Annotated in this window: 22 protein-coding genes; all 22 read right to left on the reverse strand. The window is 53.0% G+C overall.

Going from position 1 to position 18740, the window contains the following annotated elements; all coding sequences use genetic code 11:
* Positions 1-26 precede the first annotated feature (26 nt).
* The 22 genes from IPM28_15645 to IPM28_15750 all read right to left on the reverse strand — a co-directional run bounded on the left by IPM28_15645 (position 27) and on the right by IPM28_15750 (position 18512).
* Positions 27-503 (reverse strand): hypothetical protein, encoded by a 477-nt coding sequence (locus IPM28_15645; protein ID MBK9174416.1) that lies wholly within the window; start codon positions 501-503, stop codon positions 27-29.
* Positions 504-533: 30 nt separating this feature from the next.
* Positions 534-1166 carry a chloramphenicol acetyltransferase gene (locus tag IPM28_15650; protein ID MBK9174417.1) on the reverse strand — a complete coding sequence of 211 codons (633 nt, stop codon included), beginning with the start codon at positions 1164-1166 and terminating at the stop codon, positions 534-536.
* A 5-nt stretch (positions 1167-1171) separates the two neighbouring features.
* Positions 1172-2701 carry an NADH-quinone oxidoreductase subunit N gene (locus IPM28_15655; GenBank protein ID MBK9174418.1) on the reverse strand — a complete coding sequence of 510 codons (1530 nt, stop codon included), beginning with the start codon at positions 2699-2701 and terminating at the stop codon, positions 1172-1174.
* A 72-nt stretch (positions 2702-2773) separates the two neighbouring features.
* Positions 2774-4366, reverse strand: coding sequence for an NADH-quinone oxidoreductase subunit M (locus IPM28_15660; protein ID MBK9174419.1), 1593 nt, complete (start codon positions 4364-4366; stop codon positions 2774-2776).
* Between the two features lie 25 nt (positions 4367-4391).
* A complete protein-coding gene (locus IPM28_15665) occupies positions 4392-5006 on the reverse strand; it encodes a hypothetical protein (protein MBK9174420.1) in 615 nt (204 codons plus the stop codon).
* A 31-nt stretch (positions 5007-5037) separates the two neighbouring features.
* Positions 5038-7185 carry an NADH-quinone oxidoreductase subunit L gene (gene nuoL / locus IPM28_15670; GenBank protein ID MBK9174421.1) on the reverse strand — a complete coding sequence of 716 codons (2148 nt, stop codon included), beginning with the start codon at positions 7183-7185 and terminating at the stop codon, positions 5038-5040.
* A 6-nt stretch (positions 7186-7191) separates the two neighbouring features.
* On the reverse strand, positions 7192-7611 hold the full coding sequence (locus tag IPM28_15675) for a hypothetical protein (protein ID MBK9174422.1): 420 nt from the start codon (positions 7609-7611) through the stop codon (positions 7192-7194).
* A 51-nt stretch (positions 7612-7662) separates the two neighbouring features.
* Positions 7663-7968: an NADH-quinone oxidoreductase subunit NuoK gene (gene nuoK, locus IPM28_15680; GenBank protein ID MBK9174423.1), complete on the reverse strand. Its 306-nt coding sequence runs from the start codon at positions 7966-7968 to the stop codon at positions 7663-7665.
* Positions 7969-8000: 32 nt separating this feature from the next.
* Positions 8001-8549 (reverse strand): NADH-quinone oxidoreductase subunit J, encoded by a 549-nt coding sequence (locus IPM28_15685; protein ID MBK9174424.1) that lies wholly within the window; start codon positions 8547-8549, stop codon positions 8001-8003.
* A 90-nt stretch (positions 8550-8639) separates the two neighbouring features.
* A complete protein-coding gene (gene nuoH, locus IPM28_15690) occupies positions 8640-9725 on the reverse strand; it encodes an NADH-quinone oxidoreductase subunit NuoH (GenBank protein MBK9174425.1) in 1086 nt (361 codons plus the stop codon).
* A gap of 5 nt (positions 9726-9730) precedes the next feature.
* Complete coding sequence (locus IPM28_15695; GenBank protein ID MBK9174426.1) at positions 9731-12010, reverse strand: molybdopterin-dependent oxidoreductase; 2280 nt, start codon at positions 12008-12010, stop codon at positions 9731-9733.
* 34 nt (positions 12011-12044) lie between these two features.
* Positions 12045-12185 (reverse strand): 30S ribosomal protein THX, encoded by a 141-nt coding sequence (locus tag IPM28_15700; protein ID MBK9174427.1) that lies wholly within the window; start codon positions 12183-12185, stop codon positions 12045-12047.
* Positions 12186-12207: 22 nt separating this feature from the next.
* Positions 12208-13518, reverse strand: coding sequence for an NADH-quinone oxidoreductase subunit NuoF (nuoF, locus tag IPM28_15705; protein MBK9174428.1), 1311 nt, complete (start codon positions 13516-13518; stop codon positions 12208-12210).
* Positions 13519-13522: 4 nt separating this feature from the next.
* Positions 13523-13678 carry a hypothetical protein gene (locus tag IPM28_15710; protein ID MBK9174429.1) on the reverse strand — a complete coding sequence of 52 codons (156 nt, stop codon included), beginning with the start codon at positions 13676-13678 and terminating at the stop codon, positions 13523-13525.
* A gap of 24 nt (positions 13679-13702) precedes the next feature.
* On the reverse strand, positions 13703-14095 hold the full coding sequence (locus tag IPM28_15715; GenBank protein ID MBK9174430.1) for a nuclear transport factor 2 family protein: 393 nt from the start codon (positions 14093-14095) through the stop codon (positions 13703-13705).
* A gap of 32 nt (positions 14096-14127) precedes the next feature.
* The gene (locus IPM28_15720; GenBank protein ID MBK9174431.1) at positions 14128-14571 is read right to left on the reverse strand and encodes an NAD(P)H-dependent oxidoreductase subunit E; all 444 of its coding nucleotides are present in this window, start codon (positions 14569-14571) and stop codon (positions 14128-14130) included.
* Between the two features lie 92 nt (positions 14572-14663).
* The gene (locus IPM28_15725) at positions 14664-14954 is read right to left on the reverse strand and encodes a hypothetical protein (GenBank protein ID MBK9174432.1); all 291 of its coding nucleotides are present in this window, start codon (positions 14952-14954) and stop codon (positions 14664-14666) included.
* Between the two features lie 9 nt (positions 14955-14963).
* Positions 14964-16184, reverse strand: a complete 1221-nt coding sequence (gene nuoD / locus IPM28_15730) for an NADH dehydrogenase (quinone) subunit D (protein MBK9174433.1) — start codon at positions 16182-16184, stop codon at positions 14964-14966.
* 6 nt (positions 16185-16190) lie between these two features.
* Positions 16191-16820 (reverse strand): hypothetical protein, encoded by a 630-nt coding sequence (locus tag IPM28_15735; protein MBK9174434.1) that lies wholly within the window; start codon positions 16818-16820, stop codon positions 16191-16193.
* Positions 16821-17300: an NADH-quinone oxidoreductase subunit C gene (locus tag IPM28_15740; protein ID MBK9174435.1), complete on the reverse strand. Its 480-nt coding sequence runs from the start codon at positions 17298-17300 to the stop codon at positions 16821-16823.
* Between the two features lie 87 nt (positions 17301-17387).
* A complete protein-coding gene (locus IPM28_15745; protein MBK9174436.1) occupies positions 17388-18035 on the reverse strand; it encodes an NADH-quinone oxidoreductase subunit B in 648 nt (215 codons plus the stop codon).
* A gap of 6 nt (positions 18036-18041) precedes the next feature.
* Positions 18042-18512 (reverse strand): NADH-quinone oxidoreductase subunit A, encoded by a 471-nt coding sequence (locus tag IPM28_15750; GenBank protein MBK9174437.1) that lies wholly within the window; start codon positions 18510-18512, stop codon positions 18042-18044.
* Positions 18513-18740 lie beyond the last annotated feature (228 nt).

The following is an 18740-nucleotide window of genomic DNA, read 5'->3' on the forward strand; positions in this document are numbered from 1 at the left end:
GATTTCCACTTACTTTGATGATTATATCAGTTTTGCCTTTGTCTGGTCGATCTGTTGAATAATGGCATCATCTCGCCCGCACCGATCCGGGCGATCTCGATCCGGATGGTTCGAAGGATCGCAGCTCGTCTTTTGCCGATGGTCTGGGGCGAAGCATCGCGATCGGACTCAGCAAATTTCCGGTCCATTTCACGCCATGCGTCCTCGAGTACGGCAGCAAGCGGCCCGATCTGTGTAATGTCATACGGAACCGCAACCTTTGCGCACCCGAGGATCGCAAAGATCGCGAGATAACGTGCGGTTTCGATATCGGGGCATGCAATGCGTTTTCGTCCGACGCGAAGCTCGACCCCCAGCAAGGTCATCTCGATGGTCGGGTCGTTCTCGCGTTCCGGAATGTCGAGCTCGAACGAACGGGTACGCAGTTTGCGTATCCGGTCTTCGTAGATCGTCGGGATCCAACTATCACCCAGCGAGTTTCTAAATTCCGCGGCGGAAGTCATAAGCCTAATGAAGTTCCTGCAGTTGAATGGTCACTTGCCGAGGTTCGACATTTCGTGCTGAAGAGCCTGGAAATATCGCCCGACGTGAATACCATCCATCACCGCATGATGCCCTTCGACCGAAACCGGCATCTTTACCATATTGCCATCAGTGAACGTCTTGCCAAACACGATCCGCGGTACCGTCTGACGATTGTCCATTCTGGATGCATGTTTGAACGCGGTGAACGAGACCCAGGGAATAACAGAATAGTAAATAAGGTCGATCCGGTCCGATTCGACATCGAATGTCCGCAGTTGTTTATACCGTTCGCGCGACGCGCTTCCGGCTTTGTCATATTCAAAGACATCCGCCGCATTCTCAAAATAGCAGAATGAAAATGTCTGATCGTCGTTGAGGATCGTTTGGGTGGCGTGTATCTCGTCAAATTCGACGACGTCGCCGCCGAGCATTCTATGCCTGAACTCGGCAACCGAGTTTGCCGCACGTTGAGAACAAAACAAACATGCCAATGAAAATGAGAGTTTGTTTTGACGACAGAGACTGCGAACACGGGTCACATCGACATTGGCGCAGATATTGAAGAAAGGGTCAGCGAAGTCTTTGAAAAAAAAATAAGTATCTCTTCGCGGCCAGGTTTCGAGGTCAATACGGCTAAACATCGCGGCTAACGGATATTCACTACTGCCGGCCCGATCTTTTCCGAGAATTTCTCGATCACCCTGTCGCCGAAGATGCCGAAATAAAAGACGCCCAGGACAGTGATCAGGATGACCGCGGCGAGCGCTGTAGGGATCTGAGGGGCGAGCCAATCGGTCGTACGCTCTTTGAAGAACATCACGACAATTAACCGAAGGTAATAGTATGCCGAAATGGCAGTGTTTATGACGGCTACGACGACCAACACGGTCAGCAGAGCACTTCCAGCTTCCAATGCGGGCCGGAACACAAGCACTTTGCCGACAAAACCTGCCGTGAGCGGCAAGCCGAAAAGGCTGAGCATGAAAAGCGAAAGGGTGAATGAGAGTACCGGAGCTTTGAAACCGATGCCGTTATAGTCTTCGAATTCGGTCCGTCGATCGTTCTTTTGGCCGATCAGTGTGATCACGGCAAACGCACCGAGATTGGCGACCGCATACGTCAGCATGTAGAAGGCCACCGCCGCAATGGCCGAATCGCGGCCGGTGATCGTGGTCGCCATTCCGGCTCCGACGAATCCGACCAAGGCATAGCCTGCATGCGATATCGACGAGTAAGCGAGCATCCGCTTAATGTTGTTCTGCATTATCGCCGCAACGTTGCCGACCGTCATTGTGATCATCGCCATGATCGCAAGCGCCGATATCCACGAATCATGCAAATATCCTGCTGCTTGCGCACCGGCAACGAGAGGCAATCCGATAACAAAAACGCGAAGGAATGACGCAAAGGCGGCCGCCTTTGGCCCGGCGGCCATAAAGCCCGTTATCGGCGAAGGGGCACCCTCGTAGACGTCCGGGGTCCAAACATGGAACGGAGCAGCGGCGATCTTAAAGCCGAAGCCGACCAACATCATTGCCCCGCCGACGAGCAAGAGGGCGGGGAAATTCGCGTCAGCGAGATTGGCCGCGATGACGCTGATATTTGTCGAACCGACCGCGCCATAGATGAGAGCCATGCCGTAAAGCAAGAACGCGGAGGCAAGCGAACCCAGAATGAAGTATTTCATTGCAGATTCGTTGGATTTGAGGTCGCCCTTTCGCAATCCCGCCATCACATAGGTAGCGATCGAAAGCGTTTCGAGACCAAGGAAAATGACCACGAAGTCATTACCCGAGGCCATCAGCATCATCCCAAACGTCGCAAACATCAACAACGCATGATATTCGCCTGCTGCAATGTCTTCGCGATCGACCCAAACGGTCGAGATAAGTATCGTAAGGGCCGAGACGAGAAGGAAGACGAATGAAAAGCTAAGACGAAGATTATCGTGAATGATCATCCCGCTCCACGCCATCGCGGGAACGCCGCTGTCCGCGGACCAGATCATCGAGAGAAAGACCGCCGATGCAGCGAGACCGAGAAGCGAGATCGTGCCGGTCACCCCGCGATGCCGGGGAAAAAAACTGTCGTAGAGCATCACGATGATGCCCGTAACGGCGACGATCATCTCGGGAAGGATGATTGAGATATTTACGTTAGGGTCGACCAATTGCATAGCAAAACCAACGAACAGCCGAACGTTGCCGCTGTCAGATCAAGATTTCGGTCAAGACAAACCTGCGGCGGATCATAAACCGTCTTTACTTGCCTTTTCGACCGAGCCGCCGGCTTGATTCATCACGCGCTCCTGGATCGCGACCACAGCTTCGCGCGACCGGTCGAGGAACGGTTTGGGATATACACCCATGAAAACCATCAAAAACAGAAGCGGGGCGATGAGCCCGATCTCGCGCCAATCGAGATCTTTCAGACCTCGATTCTTATCGTTCGTGACCTTTCCGAAAAAGACGCGTTGGATCATCCAGAGCAGATATACTGCGGCGAAGATGACCCCGGTTCCGGCCAGCATCGTTGCAACATAATTCCAGTTCACCGTGGCGGTAACGCCAAGGATCGACGATTTCCACATGCCGACCATTATCAGAAACTCGCCGACGAACCCGTTTAGAAACGGAAGTCCGACAGAGGACATCGAAGTGATGACGAAAATCGTCGAGTAGACCGGCATCACATTGGCGAGCCCGCCAAATTCGCTGATCGCCCGTGTATGTCTGCGTTCGTAAATGAACCCGACCAGAAGGAACAGTGCACCGGTCGAAACGCCGTGGTTGAGCATTTGATAAAGCGCTCCCTGCATTCCCCATTCGGTGAACGAGAACATCCCGAGAATGACGAAGCCCATGTGAGCGACCGAAGAATAGGCGACGAGGCGTTTTACGTCGGGTTGGACCATTGCGACAAGCGCACCGTAGATTATCCCGATGATCGCCAGGACGATAAAGACCCATGCGAGTTCGCGGCTGGCCTCGGGGAACAACGGAAAGTTGAAACGCATCAATCCGTAAGTTCCCATTTTGAGAAGCACCGCCGCGAGGATCACCGAACCGGCCGTAGGTGCTTCGGTATGAGCATCCGGAAGCCATGTATGGAACGGGAATAACGGTACCTTGATAGCGAACGCTAGTGCGAACGCGAGGAACAGGAGCATTCCGACCTGCGGCGTGAAGACCAGCTCACCGGACCGGAGTGACTCGAGAAGCGTTACGAAGTCGAACGTCCCGCTTCCTGTCGCGGTCAAATGCAGATAATAGAGACTGATGATCGCCACCAGCATCAACAGACTGCCAAAGGCGGTGAAGATGAAAAATTTGATCGCCGCATATATGCGGTTGTCGCCGCCCCATATACCGATAAGGAAGAACATCGGAACAAGCGAGGCCTCGAAAAACAAATAAAACACAAGCAGATCGAGCGATACAAAAACGCCGATCATCGCACTTTCGAGAAGAAGGAGGAATATGTAAAAGGCCGTCGGGCGCTTTTCGACCGCGTTCCAGGTGGAAAGCACAGCGATCGGCATGATAAAGGTCGTCAGAATGACAAGCCAGAGGCTCAGTCCGTCGACCCCGACATGATAGTTGGTGTTGATCGCCTTGATCCAAGGTACGTTCCTTTCAAAATAAAAACCGCTTGCCGACGCTGCGCCCTGATCGGCTAGCAACATCAGAGAGATCAGGAATACGACAAGAGTTATCGCAAAGGTCACCCATTTCAGATGCGATTCCTGTTTCCAGAACATCTGATGCCCGAGCAGCCCGACCGCACCCAACACTGGCAGCAGTATCAGGATGGTCAGTATATTCTTGATAATAAAATCCATGTCTATTCTTAAAGACCGCTTCTGGTCATTTGGGTTCGGCAGCATACAGCGATGCGGCCAGGATCCAACCGGACGTCGAGCGGCCGGTTTTCGATGTATAGGCCACTTCTGCCCAGTCGCCCTTAACGTTCAATAACTTGACAACATCGTTCTTGACGACGAACGCCTTTTGCTTCGTCTTTGCGTCCGCCGAAGTATGAAAGAACGCTTTGGCCGACGCGATCATTCTGACGCTTTCCCATTCACCGGGTTCAGTGAGTTCAAGGTCGAGCCCTTCCTCGTCCTTCAGAACAGGAGCGACATTCCAACAGCCGCCGTGCTCGCCAAAGAGCCTGATGTTGATGCCACGCTTTCCCGAGATCTCGGTGGCTGTCAACTCACCGTCGATAAGGTCGTCTGCGAACGCCGGATGCCACGTTCTTATCTCGTATCGGCCTTCGCCCGAGGGCGTGCCGAAAATGACGAACCTGCACGTAAAGCGGGGATTTCCTTTACCATCATCCCCGGTTCCCTGGTCGAAATAACCGGTCAGCCGGCCTTTTGAGTCGACCCCGATCATGAGTCCGTCGTAATCGCCGGAGACGACCGCAGACTGAGCCTCAACCGAGCAAACCGCGCCGCCAAGCCAAAAAACTATCAAACAGAAAAAAGATAATGCCGAGTGCATTCGATCAACTGACCAGCCTGATCCCGTAGTAAATGAAATAACCCAAAACCACGAGAGCTCCAAAAATGATCATCGCCGCATACGACCGGATGAATCCCACCTGTATCTGTCGGATCGCCGAGCCGACTTCTGCAACAAAGCTGCCGATTCCGTTAACGATACCGTCAATAAATCCGAGATCGAATCCTTTCCAAAGAACATTCCGAGAAAGATCGGTTAGCGGATCAACGATATAGCCGTTGTAAAATTCGTCGAGCCGCCACTTCTGTTCAAGGATCTTGGGCATTTGCCGGAGCGGATTGTTGCGAAACAGGGCAAATCCGATGCCGATGCCGACGATCGCGAGGACGGTCGAGAGCAAGGCGAGCCAGCGTTCGGTGCTTACGGCCTCGGGCGAATGTGCTTTTGCGTTTTCGCGTGCCTTTTCCGCAGCCGGCGTCGCAACATCAGCAACGACCGGTTCGAGAACGTGCTCAAATGCATTTGCGTCCTTGATGCCGACCAAAGAACTCATTGCATAAGGGATGCCGACCAGGCCGCCAAAGGTCGAAAGTACTGCCAGTACGATCAGCGGAACGGTCATCGACCACGGCGATTCATGCGGTTTGAAATCATGCGGTAGTGCGTGATGATGTTCGTCGTCATCGTCAGCATGAGCTGCGTGTGAACCGGCGTCGTGATCCGGCAGATCGTGATGTTCTTCGCCGGGGAGAGCATCATGAAACCGCTCTTCGCCCCAGAATGTCATTATCATCATCCGCGTCATATAGACGGCGGTAAGTATCGCAGTGATCACAGCGACGACCCAAAGATATTCGTTGCCCGGAAAATAGCCGTTCTGAAAATATTTGTCCGCTGCAAAGGTCTTGTAAAGGATCTCGTCCTTTGAGAAAAAGCCCGAAAAGATGGGTATGCCGGCGATCGCAAGCCAACCGGTCGCCATCGTTATGAAGGTGATCGGCATGTATTTCCGAAGATTTCCCATCTTCCGCATGTCCTGCTCGTGATGCATTCCATGAATTACCGAGCCCGAACCAAGGAAGAGCAATGCTTTGAAGAAAGCGTGGGTCATCACATGGAATATCGCGACGACGAAAGCACCGACACCCGCGGCAAGGAACATAAAGCCGAGCTGCGAGACGGTGGAATATGCAAGCACCTTTTTAATATCGTTCTGGGCGATCGCGATCGTCGCAGCAAAGATCGCCGTTGCGGCGCCGATCACAGCGATGATCCACATCGCCGTCGGGGCAAATTGATAGATCGCGTTTGAGCGGACAACGAGGTAAACGCCCGCGGTGACCATAGTTGCGGCATGGATCAGGGCAGACACCGGGGTCGGGCCGGCCATCGCGTCGGGCAGCCACGTCAATAGCGGGATCTGCGCGGATTTACCAGTAGCACCGATGAACAACAAAACCCCAACCGAGGTCAGGCCGCCGGCTATGACCGCTCCCCACGTGAACGGATCGGCTGACATGAAGGCAAGCACATAACTGAAAACGCTCTGAACCTCGACGCCCTCGACGTTCTTGTCAAAAAATGAGATCGATCCGGTCAGCGTGAAGATGAGGAAAATTCCCATCAGTACGCCCCAGTCGCCGATCCGGTTCATAACGAACGCTTTCTTCGCGGCTTCGCGTGCTTCGTCTTTCTTGATGTAGTAACCGATCAGAAGATATGAACAAAGCCCTACGCCTTCCCAGCCTACGAACATCAGAAGGTAGTTGTCCGCGAGCACCAGCGTAAGCATCGCGAACATGAACAGGTTCAGATACGCGAAAAAGCGGTAGAAGCCCTTATCGCCATGCATATAGCCGGTGGCGAAAATGTGGATCAGAAGGCCAACGAACGTAACAAAACAAGCATAGACCGCAGAGAGCCGGTCCATCCCAAGAGCAAAGTCGCCTCGAAAGCCGCCAACATTTATCCATGTCCAGATATGGTCGAGGATCGGCTTGTCGATGAACATCGCGCCGCCGTTGGCAACAAATGCCATGTAGAATGCGACAACGCACGAAACCGCGATCGCCCCGCATGCGACGACGCCACTGAACATCTCGTTCTTGAGACGTCCGCCGACGAGCCAGTTGATGACGGCTCCGACTAGCGGAGCGAAGATGATTATGCTTAGAAGGTTATTCTCAACCATTGCGCTCTAGTACCCGATGAACTTACCTTTGCGGTAAACATGAATACCACCAACATCTGACTCGCACCTAAAATCTGCAGGTGCATCGGTCTTCAACTTCCAGGGGTAGCTAGCGTCGTATTTTTCACCTTTCTCGAAAAGCAGAAGGTCGGAAAACTTCGCATCCTCAACATCGTATATGTGCAGAAAGAATGGTTTCCAACCGACTCCTTCTGACAAAAACGCCATCATGAACCCCTTCGAACCGCGAACAAATTTAACCGCGTAGTCCCGTTTCCCATTGCCGTCGAAGTCACCGACAAGGATTCTCTTGTTCTCGTCTGGCTTCTCATAACATTCGCCGGCCAACTCCCAGCCTCGATAGTTTCGGTCAAGATATGCCTTCAACGATCGAGGCAATGTCTGTGTCAGACACACTTGCGACATTAAACCCAAGAGAAAAAACAACAAAAGCCAATATTTGCCCATGGGGACAACTCAATTCTTCAAAATACTCGCATCGTCCACATCGATCGATATCCGATTGCGGAAGAAGGCGATCATAATGCCCAGACCGACCGCTGCCTCGCATGCGGCGACCGCCATCACCATAAAAACAAAAAGCTGAGCGGTCGTATCCGCGTAATAACGCGAGAACGCAACAAACGTAAGGTTGACGGCATTGAGCATCAACTCGATGCACATGAACATGCCGATCGCGTTGCGTTTATAAACGACACCCACGGCACCGATCGCAAACAGGATCCCGGAAAGTGCGAGATAATTTTCTAAACTTGGTTCCATTTGAAAAAGGCCTTCGGCGATCGTCCAGGCTCCTATACCGGTTTCTTATCGTCGTTATCCGCCACAAGTTCGAGCCGCGGCTGATTTGCTTTGCGTACCAAATTTACAGCTCCGACCACCGCCATCAATAACATCACGCCCACGATCTCGACCGGCAAAAGATATTCGGTGTACATCGCCGTACCGATATTCATCGTATTGCCGACCGTTGTATTTGCATCGATCTCGACTTTCGGAGCTCTCAATACGGCATAGAAAATAAAGAAAGTCTGGGCGAGCAGCGCGACACCAAGGCCGCCGCCGATGACGTAAAGATACCTGAGCCGGTCGAGCGGTTTCTCTTCGTCCAAATTGAGGAGCATTATCACGAAAACGACAAGGACCATGATCGCCCCGGCATAAACGAGGATCTGCGTTATCGCAATGAACGGTGCCGCCAGGGTCAGATACAGACACGACAATGCAATGAACACGCCGATCAGCGAAATCGCACTGTAAAGCGGATTGCGGTGGTAAACCATCGAGATCGCACACGCGATCGCGAATCCCGCAAACAGAAAAAACAAAACGCTCCCTACCATAAAGATCTTCCGCTAAAATCCGGAAACCCCAAGATACTGAACTCGATCAAGAACGGACAACGTCACATGTGACATCAACCTCGCCAATGATCACCGATTGAGAAAATAAACAACAATGATCGTGCCTATGACATTCGCGATCGCTACGGGCAGCAAAAACTTCCACCCGAAATTCATGAGTTGGTCAAAACGGAATCGCGGTAATGTTCCGCGAATCCAGATATACAAGAACAAAAAGAAAAATATCTTTAGCAAAAACCCGACGTGGCTGACGATCGCATATGGTATCGAGCCATAATCGAAAACGTGCGTCAAACCAGGGATATACCATCCGCCAAGGAAAAGCACGACGATCATCACCGAAACCGTGAACATGTTCACGTATTCAGCCATAAAGAACAGGGCGAATTTCAGAGCGCTGTATTCGGTATGAAACCCTGCAACTAGCTCGGTCTCGGCTTCCGGCAGGTCAAAGGGAACCCTGTTCGTCTCGGCGAAAGCCGCGATCAGAAATACTACAAACCCGATGAACTGCGGAATGATGAACCACTTGAATGTCGATTGTCCCTGTGCCCAAATGATCTCATGTAGGTCTAGCGACCCCGCGAGAATCACAACGCCGATGATCGAGGCTCCCATCGCAAGTTCATACGAGATCATCTGAGCCGATGAACGCAAACCACCCATGAGCGAATACTTGCTGTTGGACGACCAACCGGCAAGCGCGATACCATAGACGCCGACCGATGTGATCGCCAGTACGTAGAGTACGCCGACGTCGAGCCGGGCAATCGTCAGCGGCACCTGCTTTATCGTGTCGCCGAGGCCGTAAGGCAAAAAGCTGAGGTCGACATTTATTGGCGGCCCGAACGGATAAACGATCATCGGCAGAAGAGCACACGTGATCGCGACAAGCGGCGCAAGGAAATAGACGAACTTCGTCGACTTATCCGGGACGAGGTCTTCTTTGAGAATGAACTTCAACAGATCTGCGAACGGCTGAAGTACACCCCAGGGCCCGACACGATTCGGCCCAACGCGTCCCTGCATCCACCCTAAAACTTTGCGTTCAGCAAGGACGGTATAAGCGACGATCATCAGCACGCCCTGGAATGCGAGCAAAATAGCTACGCTGTAAACAATGAACGGAAAAGCTGTTTTGATGGCCTGTTCCATAAAAACTAGTTCTTCGAGCTGACGTTTGAACGATCGCCAACCCCGACAGCCGCAGCATCACTAAGCCCAGCCTCTTTTTTCGTACCGTCAAGCTCAAATTGGACGAGCGGCGAAACGAGCAGGTTCTCCGGCTTCGGATTGCCGTGGGCCAGAAGATGAAACTGCGGCGTCTTGCCGGTCAAGGTGGTTATCCGGTGAAGCTTGTGTCCGACGGCGGGGGTCTCCATGATCTTCTCAACTGTCGGGGCCATCGACCCTACCATTTCCCGCAAGGCAGCGATATTAGCGCTGACGTCACGGTCGTTGGACACCGGATGGCTTACCTGAACCGGAGCCGATTCGTCCTTCAAGGCTGGATACCTCAGGCCCTGATAATGCGATATATCGTCAGCCAGGGCTTTGAAGACCGCTGTTGCCGATGTGCCGAAACCGAAATCGATCCCCATCTCGGCCGCGATCAGGCTTGTGATCATCCAATCAGGCTTTGACTGGTGCACCGGATCGATCGCCTTTCTTACACGCTGGACGTTACCGGCATTGTTCGTGAATGTTCCGTCGACCTCGGCGAATGACCCGGCCGGCAGAACTACGTCGGCGTAGGCCGTTGTTTCTGTTTCGAACAATTCCTGGACGACGACAAATTCTTTGTTTTGAAGCAGGTCGGGCTGCTGCAGGCTTCCGGCGATCAGCAAGTAGCCGCAGTCAAGGGCAACTTCTTTGGTCGAACTGGCGGCGGGCAGCATGTCTATCGCGCCGACCGAATTGTTATAAAGCGGCAGCGGATGAAGCAGGACCCGGCGTCCTTCGCCCGCAAGACTGCCGGCCGTACCGGCAATGACCGCTTGGGCATAAGGCGAAAGATCGGAGCCACACATGATAACGATATCACCCTGGGTATCGTTGAGGGTTTTGCGCAGCGCTTCGAGTTCGCCCGCGTCAATTCCCATTTTGTCTGCGGCCAGTGAGTCATTCGAGGCGCCGGTCGCAGCCAGTGCGAAGGCGTCGATGGTACCAGTGTTGACATGCACGAACTGTGATGCCGTGCGAACGAGATTGATCGGCCGCTCGTTCACGATCAGCAGCTTAGCACCGCCGTTCTTTACTGCCTGACGCGCCTGTTTTGCCGTAAATGTTTGTTCTTCTTCGGGTTCGCCACCGACGATCACGATCGTCTTGGCATATCGAATATCACGATGAGTGGCAAGCGGAGCACTCAAATTCGCAAAAAATGCCGACATATCGGCGCGGTCGTCGATTGCGATCGGCCCCTTTACGGCATCGTTCGCAAAGCGTCCGAGGGTGTAGATCGACTCGTTGGTCAGCCGCGGACTTGCGATCACACCGACCTTTGCTCCTTTTGCAGCGAATTTCTCGGCGATCAACTTTATTGCGGCATCCCACGTCGCCGGTATAAGTTTGCCGCCCTTTGTATACCGTATCAAGGGTGTTTTGATACGATCGGGATGATTGATGAACTCGTGTGCGAACCGGGCCTTTACGTCCAAAAACTCACCATTGAGGCCGTTCACATACCGGTCGCGGGCGACGATCCGGTGCACCTCGCCTCCGCGCGAACCGATCGAAAACTGCATTCCGTCTGAACCGTACACGTCGGTCGTTATCGTCTGATCCAGCTCCCAGGGACGCGTCGCATGGCGGTAAACGCCGTCAAGGAGCGTTCCCGTCGGACAAACCTCGATACAATTGCCACATTGCGAGCAATTGAGCCAGCCGCCATAGGTGCCGATCACGGTATTCACGCCGCGATTGCCCGCCTCGATGGCATCTTCGCCCATCCATTCGTCGCAGACACGGGTGCAGCGTTTGCAAAGAATGCACCTCTGCGGGTCATTGGCCACGATCGGCGAAAGATACTTTTCGGGTTGGACGTTCTTTCTTTCGGTAAATCGTTCTTCGACATCGCCCCAATCGAAGATCACTTCCTGCAGTTCGCATTCGCCGCCGCGGTCGCATACCGGGCAATCGAGCGGATGGTTGGCAAGAAGAAATTCGCCCATTGCACGCTGGGCCTTTTCGATCTCGGGGCTTGCGGTCGTTACGACCATGCCGTCGGTGCATTTGATCGTGCATGAGGTCTGGAGCTTCGGCATCTTGTCGATGCGAACCAGACACATCCGGCAAGACGCCTGCGGCTCAAGATCTTTGTAATAGCAGAACGACGGAATGTTATTCTCGTTCTCGCGGCATACATCGATGAGCACAGAGCCCTTTTCGACTTCGAGCTCTTTGCCGTTGATCGTGACTTTTATCAGTTCTGTCGACATCTAATATCTCGGGCCGCAAAGGCCGCTGGTGAGCCTATTTACCCTTTTTCTTGGCCGGTTTCGACTCGACAGCCGGTTTGACCGCGACTGACTTTTTCTTGCTCTTCGGCCGTGTCTTGCCAAAACTTCCGGCAAATATCTTGCCTCTTCTGCTTCGTTTATCGCCTTTTCCCATAATTACTCGTTACCTCAAAAACCTAGTGTCCGGCCTGATCGCCGCTGCCATTGGTCTTGTTCAAGAGCCATTTTTTGAAATCGTCCGGAAATTGCTTTACGGCACTCTGGATCGGCCACGCGGCCGCGTCGCCGAGCGGGCAAAAGCTTTTGCCCTCGATATTGTCGCAAATATCAAGCAGCAGTTGCGCATCCGAAGGCTTGCCGCCGCCAGCCGCGATACGATCGAATATCTTGACAAGCCAGTCAGTCCCCTCGCGGCAAGGCGTGCACCAACCGCAGGATTCGTGCTTATAGAACTCGGTTAAGTTCTTCGTCGATTCCATTATGTCGACGGTCTCGTCCATCACCATCATCCCGCCGGTCCCGAGCATCGAACCGGCTGCGACCAAACCTTCGTAATCGAGCGTGACATTCTTGCCGAGGATCTGGCCGGCGTTCATTATGTAAACGCTGGAGCCGCCTGGGATGACCGCTTTAAGCTTTTTATCGCTCCGGAGCATTCCGCCGCAATCTTCCATAATGAACTTTTCCATATCAGCGTAGCCCATCGGAAGTTCATATACGCCAGGCTTCTTTACGTGGCCGCTGACGGACCAGAGCTTGGTGCCGCCGCTTTTTTCGGTACCGAGGTCCCGCCAGGTTATGCCGCCCATTTCGATGATCTGCGGAACGGAGGTGAACGTCTCGACGTTGTTAACGACGGTCGGACACGCATATAGGCCTTCGACCGCGGGAAATGGCGGCTTCATCCGCGGATGGCCGCGATAGCCTTCAAGCGAACTGAGCAGTGCCGTCTCTTCGCCGCAAATGTAAGCTCCCGCACCGGTGTGCGTGTGAATGTTCATAGCGAAACCAGAGCCGAGAATGTTCTCTCCGAGCAGGCCGGCTTCGCGGGCCTCTTTCAGGGCCTCGTCCATTACACGGATAAGGTAATTGTATTCGCCGCGGTAATAGATATACCCCGTTGAGGCACCGAGGGTGTAACCCGCGATGATCATGCCTTCGATCAGGGCGTGCGGGTCGCGCTCGAGCAGATAGCGATCCTTGAACGAGCCCGGCTCGGATTCGTCGGCATTGCAAACCACATATTTCGGCTTTGGCGAATCGCGCGGAACGAACGACCACTTCATCCCGGTCGGGAAGCCGGCTCCGCCGCGGCCTCGCAGCGACGAGTCTTTAACCTCCTGAATGATCGCGTCCTGCGTCATCCCGAACGCCTTTTCGAGCGACTTATACCCGCCGGTTTCGCGATAGACCTTGAGCGTGTGGCCATTTTCAGTATGGACACGTTTTAGCTGTAAAGGTTCGCAGCCGATTGCTTTGATCTCCATGCGGCTATTTATTTATCCTTTTATCTACTTTTCTCACCAGCCAGAGGAACAATGCGATTCCTCCGATCACGGCCATGCCTATCAGAACCTTGACCACCAACTGCAAGATACCGTCGCCGATGGCTTTTCCGACAATTTCTGCCTGGATGAGAGACAGCATCTTGTACGACGTTATCACGACAAGTTAGAGACCGAGATCCCTTTCGATAACGGCGGTGTCGGTATGTTGGCGAAATTTTACTACCTTTCCGTCACCCAGTTCCCATTCATGTGCGAACGGAACGCTTATGCTCTTGCCCGTAGCCAGGTATTTGCCCGAATAGGTGCCGAACGCGGCGACATTGCCATCGCCGCCGTCAACGATCTTGCTTGGAACGGCAGAAAATCCTTCCCATTCGGTGCCGAGCTTCATAAAGACGTTCTCGAGAACGGCATTCGGGCCGTTGTATGTTCCGCCATACATAAAGCCTTCGGCCTCGGTCCACGAAATGTTCTCGTCGAACGCTCCCAAAACTGCAGGGACGTCGCCTTTGGCGAATGCGACGTAAAGCCCACGAATGATGTCGGCGTTGGTCATAGCTATACGTTGAGCCCTTACTTACGTGCGGGCTACTGACACTCCTCCAAAATCTTGTCCACCTTATCGATTGTGAGATCCTCGTGATAATCGAAGCCGATCTGCATCATCGGAGCCGTGCCGCAGCTGCCGAGGCATTCGACGAGCGAGACGGTGAACTTGCCGTCCTCGGTCGTTTCGCCGGGGTGAATCCCGAGCTTCGAGCAGATATGGCCGGTGATGTCGGGCTCGCCCATTATCTTGCACGAAAGCGTCTTGCAGATCTGTATGTGGTTGCGGCCGACCTTCCGAAGGTTGAACATCGAATAAAAGGTCGCCGTTTCCCAAACGTCGGTCACCTCGAGGTTCAGGAACTTAGCAAGAAAATTCACACCTGCGTTATCTACATAGCCGCGCTCTCGCTGAATGACGAAGAGCAGCGGAATAAGTGCCGAGCGGCTGCGGTCCGCCGGGTATTTCTCGAGGTGTGAACGCATTTCTTCGACGACCTCGGGCGAAAACTCGGCCACCTCGCTCGAAACAGTGATCTTATCGGTGTAACTTGTCGGTGTTGCTGCTGCCATAGCCTTCAATGAGCATCTTGCTCTAAAATATCGACCCGATTTTCAAGTAACGTTAATCGTTGAGTATCCTTGATCACTACACCCGCTACGTCTTGAAACTGTCCGCTGACCACCCTAACTTCACCAGATATTTTTCGAATCTCCGCAGAATTTTCATCTACCTTTGCTTCAAGTCCATCGAACCTTGACTCAAGTCCATCGACTTTCGATTCAAGGCCGTCAACCTTCTGGATAACGGTTGAAAGTAACCGCATCACCTCAGACTTGAATCGATTGTCCGAAATCTCTTCCGCCATTTTTCCCGTTTAACGGTCGATCTCCCCCAACACAATATCCAAACTCCCAATGATCGCCACAACGTCCGCGACCATTTCGCCTTCGCTCATAACGGGAAGAGCCGACAGGTTCACGAAGCTCGGCCCGCGAAAGTGGACGCGATCGGGCTTTGGCCCGCCATTCGATTTCATATAAACACCAAGTTCTCCTTTTGAGGCCTCAATTGCGTGGTAAACCTCGCCGGGCGGAACGTTGAATCCTTCGGCAACGATCAGGAAATGGTGAATTAGCGAGTCCATATGCTTACGCATATCGTCCCGATCGGGCAGAACCACTTTTGGGGCATCGGCCTTGATCGGCCCGGGTTTTAGCCTTTCAAGCGCCTGCCGGACGATCTTATAAGATTCGACCAATTCACGCATCCTGACCTTAAATCGCGACCAGACATCACCGTCGGGCTCGGTCGGGATCTCGAAATCGTACGTTTCGTAGCCCGTGTACGGATTGTGCCGCCGAAGGTCAAGTTCGACGCCCGAACCGCGAAGGCACGGCCCGGTGAGTCCCCAATCGATGGCATCCTCTTTTGAGATGATGCCGATACCTTTTGTCCGATTCTGCCAGATGGTGTTTCCGGTTATGAGCGTATCGAACGTGTTCAGGGCATCAGGGAAATTCTCGAGGAACTGCGTTACACGATTCTCAAAACCGGCGGGCAGATCCATCATCAAACCGCCTATGCGGAAATAGCTCGGCGTCATGCGTCCACCCGAAGCCGATTCGATGATATTAAGGATCTTCTCGCGTTCCTTGAACGTGAACCAGAACGGCGTCATCGCTCCCATGTCGAGACACGACGTCCCGAACCAAACCATGTGCGACGCGATCCTCTGAAGCTCGCACATCAGGACGCGAATGACCTGAGCCCGCTCAGGTATCTCAAGCCCGAGAAGCTTTTCGGCCGCCATCACATATGCAAGGTTGTTGCCGAGCGGATTGAGGTAATCCATCCGGTCGGTGATGACAATGCCTTGCTGATATTTCTTATATTCGAAGAGCTTCTCCATTCCGGTATGGAGATAACCAATATCAGGGATGGACTTTATGACAAGTTCGCCATCGAGTCTGAGATCAAGCCGAAGCACACCATGGGTCGAAGGGTGCTGCGGGCCCATCGACAGAGTCATCTGCGACTCAAGCGCAGTATCCATCACATCGACGTCGGATTGAAGATTTTCAACTGCAGTTGCCATTGATCGTTATGTATCCATCGTCACGACGATCTCAAAGAAGCACGGCCCTTTCTCAGGATCGAGTTTTTCATTCGTAAAGGCTGCAATAATGTCGAGAGAATCGAAGCAGCCGCCGTTATTAGTGAATTGTCCGTTATCGAACGCTCCTCTCAAGTCGTCATGCCATTCGGAACCGTCGACGATAGTACCTGTTAGCAGCCTCTTACCGTTGAAGTCGATGTGCCGGTATTCAAAGGTTAACAGAACCTTTCCCGCGGTATCGATTCCTAGCTGACGCTTGGATTCAAGTTCAAACTTGCTGCTTCTTCGTGGATCGGCATCTACACTCTTCCATTCGATTTCCTGTGATCCTTTCGGAGCAAACAGTTTGATTATCGATTTAAGCGAGTCGCGAACGCTGCTGACGCCCGGTTCGGAAACCACAAAGACTCCAAATCCAAACTCGGAGTTCTTCGCGAAAAAGAGCCGATCTTCAGTTTTGCCGGCAGCCAGAACTTTATATCCTTCTGGACACTTGAACGTAAATGTTCCGCTGGCACAACCAGAATTCCTAGTCGACGTTTTTGCCTGCGCGAACGCGCCTGAAGCAACCGCGAACACGAGTATAATCAAGAGTCCTGTGTTTCTGATCCTCATTTAGTTCATGCTGTACGGCTCGTAGCCGCGGAGCGGATAATCTTTCCTCAATGCGTGTCCGTCAAAATCCGACGGAAGCAGGATCCGACGCAGATCGGGATGTCCCTCAAACTTTATACCGACGAGGTCGAACGTCTCACGCTCGTGCCAATCTGCAGTCCGCCAGACACCGGTCACACTCGCGACCGTTGGGTCGTCCTCGGAAAGCAATACCTTTAGCCGCAGGCGGCCATAATGCCTTGTTGAGAACAAATGATAGTTCACCTCGAACCGCGGATCTTCCTCGGGTCCTCGATCACAGCCGCAAAGGTCGGCGAGCATATCGAAATCGTGTTCGTCACGAAGGAAATAACACGCCTCTCTAACGCTCTCGCGCGGAACGAAAACTGTGACCTCGCCAAATGCTTCGACAACGCTTTCGACGTACGATGGGTCCCTTTCCTTGAGCTTTTCTACGATTGCGATGAGCTTTTCAGTCATAACACAAAAACCTGTATCCGCACACGAAAATGTCCTTTCCTAACAGCTCAAACGCTTGCTATATGTAGCGTGAGCCTGCAAGAGAATCTAGGACGACCGCCGACGTTCATGACGCGACGGGATCGAATACGGCCGAGAAACCTGATTTTGGGCGACTTCGATCTCCATTTCACGTTCGAGAGCCGTTCCCTCTGTGACGGGAAGTGTTCCCGGAACGATCGATTCACGGGATTCGGCCTCATAGGTGTCAGGGCGATCCAGCACCGACTCCTTCATTATTTTTTCCTGGAGCATCGTGATCGCATGGACAAGCATTTCAGGTCGGGGCGGACACCCCGGAACATAAATATCTACCGGAACGATCTTGTCGACACCTTGTACGATCGCGTAATTATCAAAGACACCGCCCGAGGTGGCACACGCTCCCATCGAAATAACCCATTTAGGCTCAGGCATTTGATCGTAGATACGACGCAGGACGGGAGCCATCTTTCGCGACACTCGGCCCGATACGATCATCACGTCGGCCTGCCGCGGCGAAGCCCTAAAGGTCTCAGCCCCAAACCGCGAGAGGTCATTGCGAGCCGAAACCGTATTCATCATCTCGATCGCACAGCATGCAAGGCCAAATGTCGCCGGCCAAAGGCTGCTCTTTCGTGCCCAGTTGACGACGGCATCGAGCTTGACGGTCACAACGTCAGGCAATGATTCGAAGATCTTGTTTTCTAAACCCATGGCATTCTAGGCGGCCCTTTTCTCTGTTTCTACTGACGAACGTCTTTGCCGCGACATCTCTTTAGCCTCAGCACGAGCTTCGGCTCGCGCCTGTTCGCCCCAATCGAAAACGCCCTTTTTCCAGACAAAAATGTATGCAACTACGAGCGTCCCGAGGAAGAACATGATCTCGAGGAAGGCGATCGTGCCAAATGCGATACCAGAGATCTGCTCCTGGCCGAGCAGGTATTTGAACGCTACCGCAAATGGAATGATGAAAAGGACTTCGATATCGAACAAAAGAAAGATAACGGCAACGCTGTAAAACTTTATAGAGAACCTGCTTCGTGCGCCGCCGACCGGATCCTTGCCGCATTCATAGGGCATCAGCTTGGTGGCAGTTCGCTTCCGCGGCCCGATCAACTGAGTGACGATCAATTGGCTGGCGGCGAAGCCGATCGCAACAACGAACATTAGCCCTATTGGGGCATAATCCATCAGGCTGAAGCTAGACATTGATCTCCTCTGAAAGGTGCTCGAGCGAACGCTGCACGAATGAAGATGTGCAGCGGTTTTCCTCTAAAAGCTTGAGAATTTCGGCGCAAATTCAATCCTAAGTTAAGCAGCCATTAGTGTCAAGGCAGTCGGCAACCGTTCAAAACCCGACCTATTACCCGGCCTTATGTACGGAGTATTGGCGGCTAATGATAAAGCCCGCGGTCATAA

The organism is Chloracidobacterium sp. (assembly GCA_016716305.1).
GTDB lineage: Bacteria > Acidobacteriota > Blastocatellia > Pyrinomonadales > Pyrinomonadaceae > OLB17.

What these genes read in the sequence shown, in the direction of transcription:
- IPM28_15645 (MBK9174416.1), bottom strand. Translation starts at nt 503, where the DNA reads ATGACTTCCGCCGCGGAATTTAGAAACTCGCTGGGTGATAGTTGGATC.
- IPM28_15650 (MBK9174417.1), bottom strand. Translation starts at nt 1,166, where the DNA reads ATGTTTAGCCGTATTGACCTCGAAACCTGGCCGCGAAGAGATACTTAT.
- IPM28_15655 (MBK9174418.1), bottom strand. Translation starts at nt 2,701, where the DNA reads ATGCAATTGGTCGACCCTAACGTAAATATCTCAATCATCCTTCCCGAG.
- IPM28_15660 (MBK9174419.1), bottom strand. Translation starts at nt 4,366, where the DNA reads ATGGATTTTATTATCAAGAATATACTGACCATCCTGATACTGCTGCCA.
- nuoL (MBK9174421.1), bottom strand. Translation starts at nt 7,185, where the DNA reads ATGGTTGAGAATAACCTTCTAAGCATAATCATCTTCGCTCCGCTAGTC.
- IPM28_15675 (MBK9174422.1), bottom strand. Translation starts at nt 7,611, where the DNA reads ATGTCGCAAGTGTGTCTGACACAGACATTGCCTCGATCGTTGAAGGCA.
- nuoK (MBK9174423.1), bottom strand. Translation starts at nt 7,968, where the DNA reads ATGGAACCAAGTTTAGAAAATTATCTCGCACTTTCCGGGATCCTGTTT.
- IPM28_15685 (MBK9174424.1), bottom strand. Translation starts at nt 8,549, where the DNA reads ATGGTAGGGAGCGTTTTGTTTTTTCTGTTTGCGGGATTCGCGATCGCG.
- nuoH (MBK9174425.1), bottom strand. Translation starts at nt 9,725, where the DNA reads ATGGAACAGGCCATCAAAACAGCTTTTCCGTTCATTGTTTACAGCGTA.
- IPM28_15695 (MBK9174426.1), bottom strand. Translation starts at nt 12,010, where the DNA reads ATGTCGACAGAACTGATAAAAGTCACGATCAACGGCAAAGAGCTCGAA.
- IPM28_15700 (MBK9174427.1), bottom strand. Translation starts at nt 12,185, where the DNA reads ATGGGAAAAGGCGATAAACGAAGCAGAAGAGGCAAGATATTTGCCGGA.
- nuoF (MBK9174428.1), bottom strand. Translation starts at nt 13,518, where the DNA reads ATGGAGATCAAAGCAATCGGCTGCGAACCTTTACAGCTAAAACGTGTC.
- IPM28_15710 (MBK9174429.1), bottom strand. Translation starts at nt 13,678, where the DNA reads ATGCTGTCTCTCATCCAGGCAGAAATTGTCGGAAAAGCCATCGGCGAC.
- IPM28_15715 (MBK9174430.1), bottom strand. Translation starts at nt 14,095, where the DNA reads ATGACCAACGCCGACATCATTCGTGGGCTTTACGTCGCATTCGCCAAA.
- IPM28_15720 (MBK9174431.1), bottom strand. Translation starts at nt 14,571, where the DNA reads ATGCGTTCACACCTCGAGAAATACCCGGCGGACCGCAGCCGCTCGGCA.
- IPM28_15725 (MBK9174432.1), bottom strand. Translation starts at nt 14,954, where the DNA reads ATGGCGGAAGAGATTTCGGACAATCGATTCAAGTCTGAGGTGATGCGG.
- nuoD (MBK9174433.1), bottom strand. Translation starts at nt 16,184, where the DNA reads ATGGCAACTGCAGTTGAAAATCTTCAATCCGACGTCGATGTGATGGAT.
- IPM28_15735 (MBK9174434.1), bottom strand. Translation starts at nt 16,820, where the DNA reads ATGAGGATCAGAAACACAGGACTCTTGATTATACTCGTGTTCGCGGTT.
- IPM28_15740 (MBK9174435.1), bottom strand. Translation starts at nt 17,300, where the DNA reads ATGACTGAAAAGCTCATCGCAATCGTAGAAAAGCTCAAGGAAAGGGAC.
- IPM28_15745 (MBK9174436.1), bottom strand. Translation starts at nt 18,035, where the DNA reads ATGGGTTTAGAAAACAAGATCTTCGAATCATTGCCTGACGTTGTGACC.
- IPM28_15750 (MBK9174437.1), bottom strand. Translation starts at nt 18,512, where the DNA reads ATGGATTATGCCCCAATAGGGCTAATGTTCGTTGTTGCGATCGGCTTC.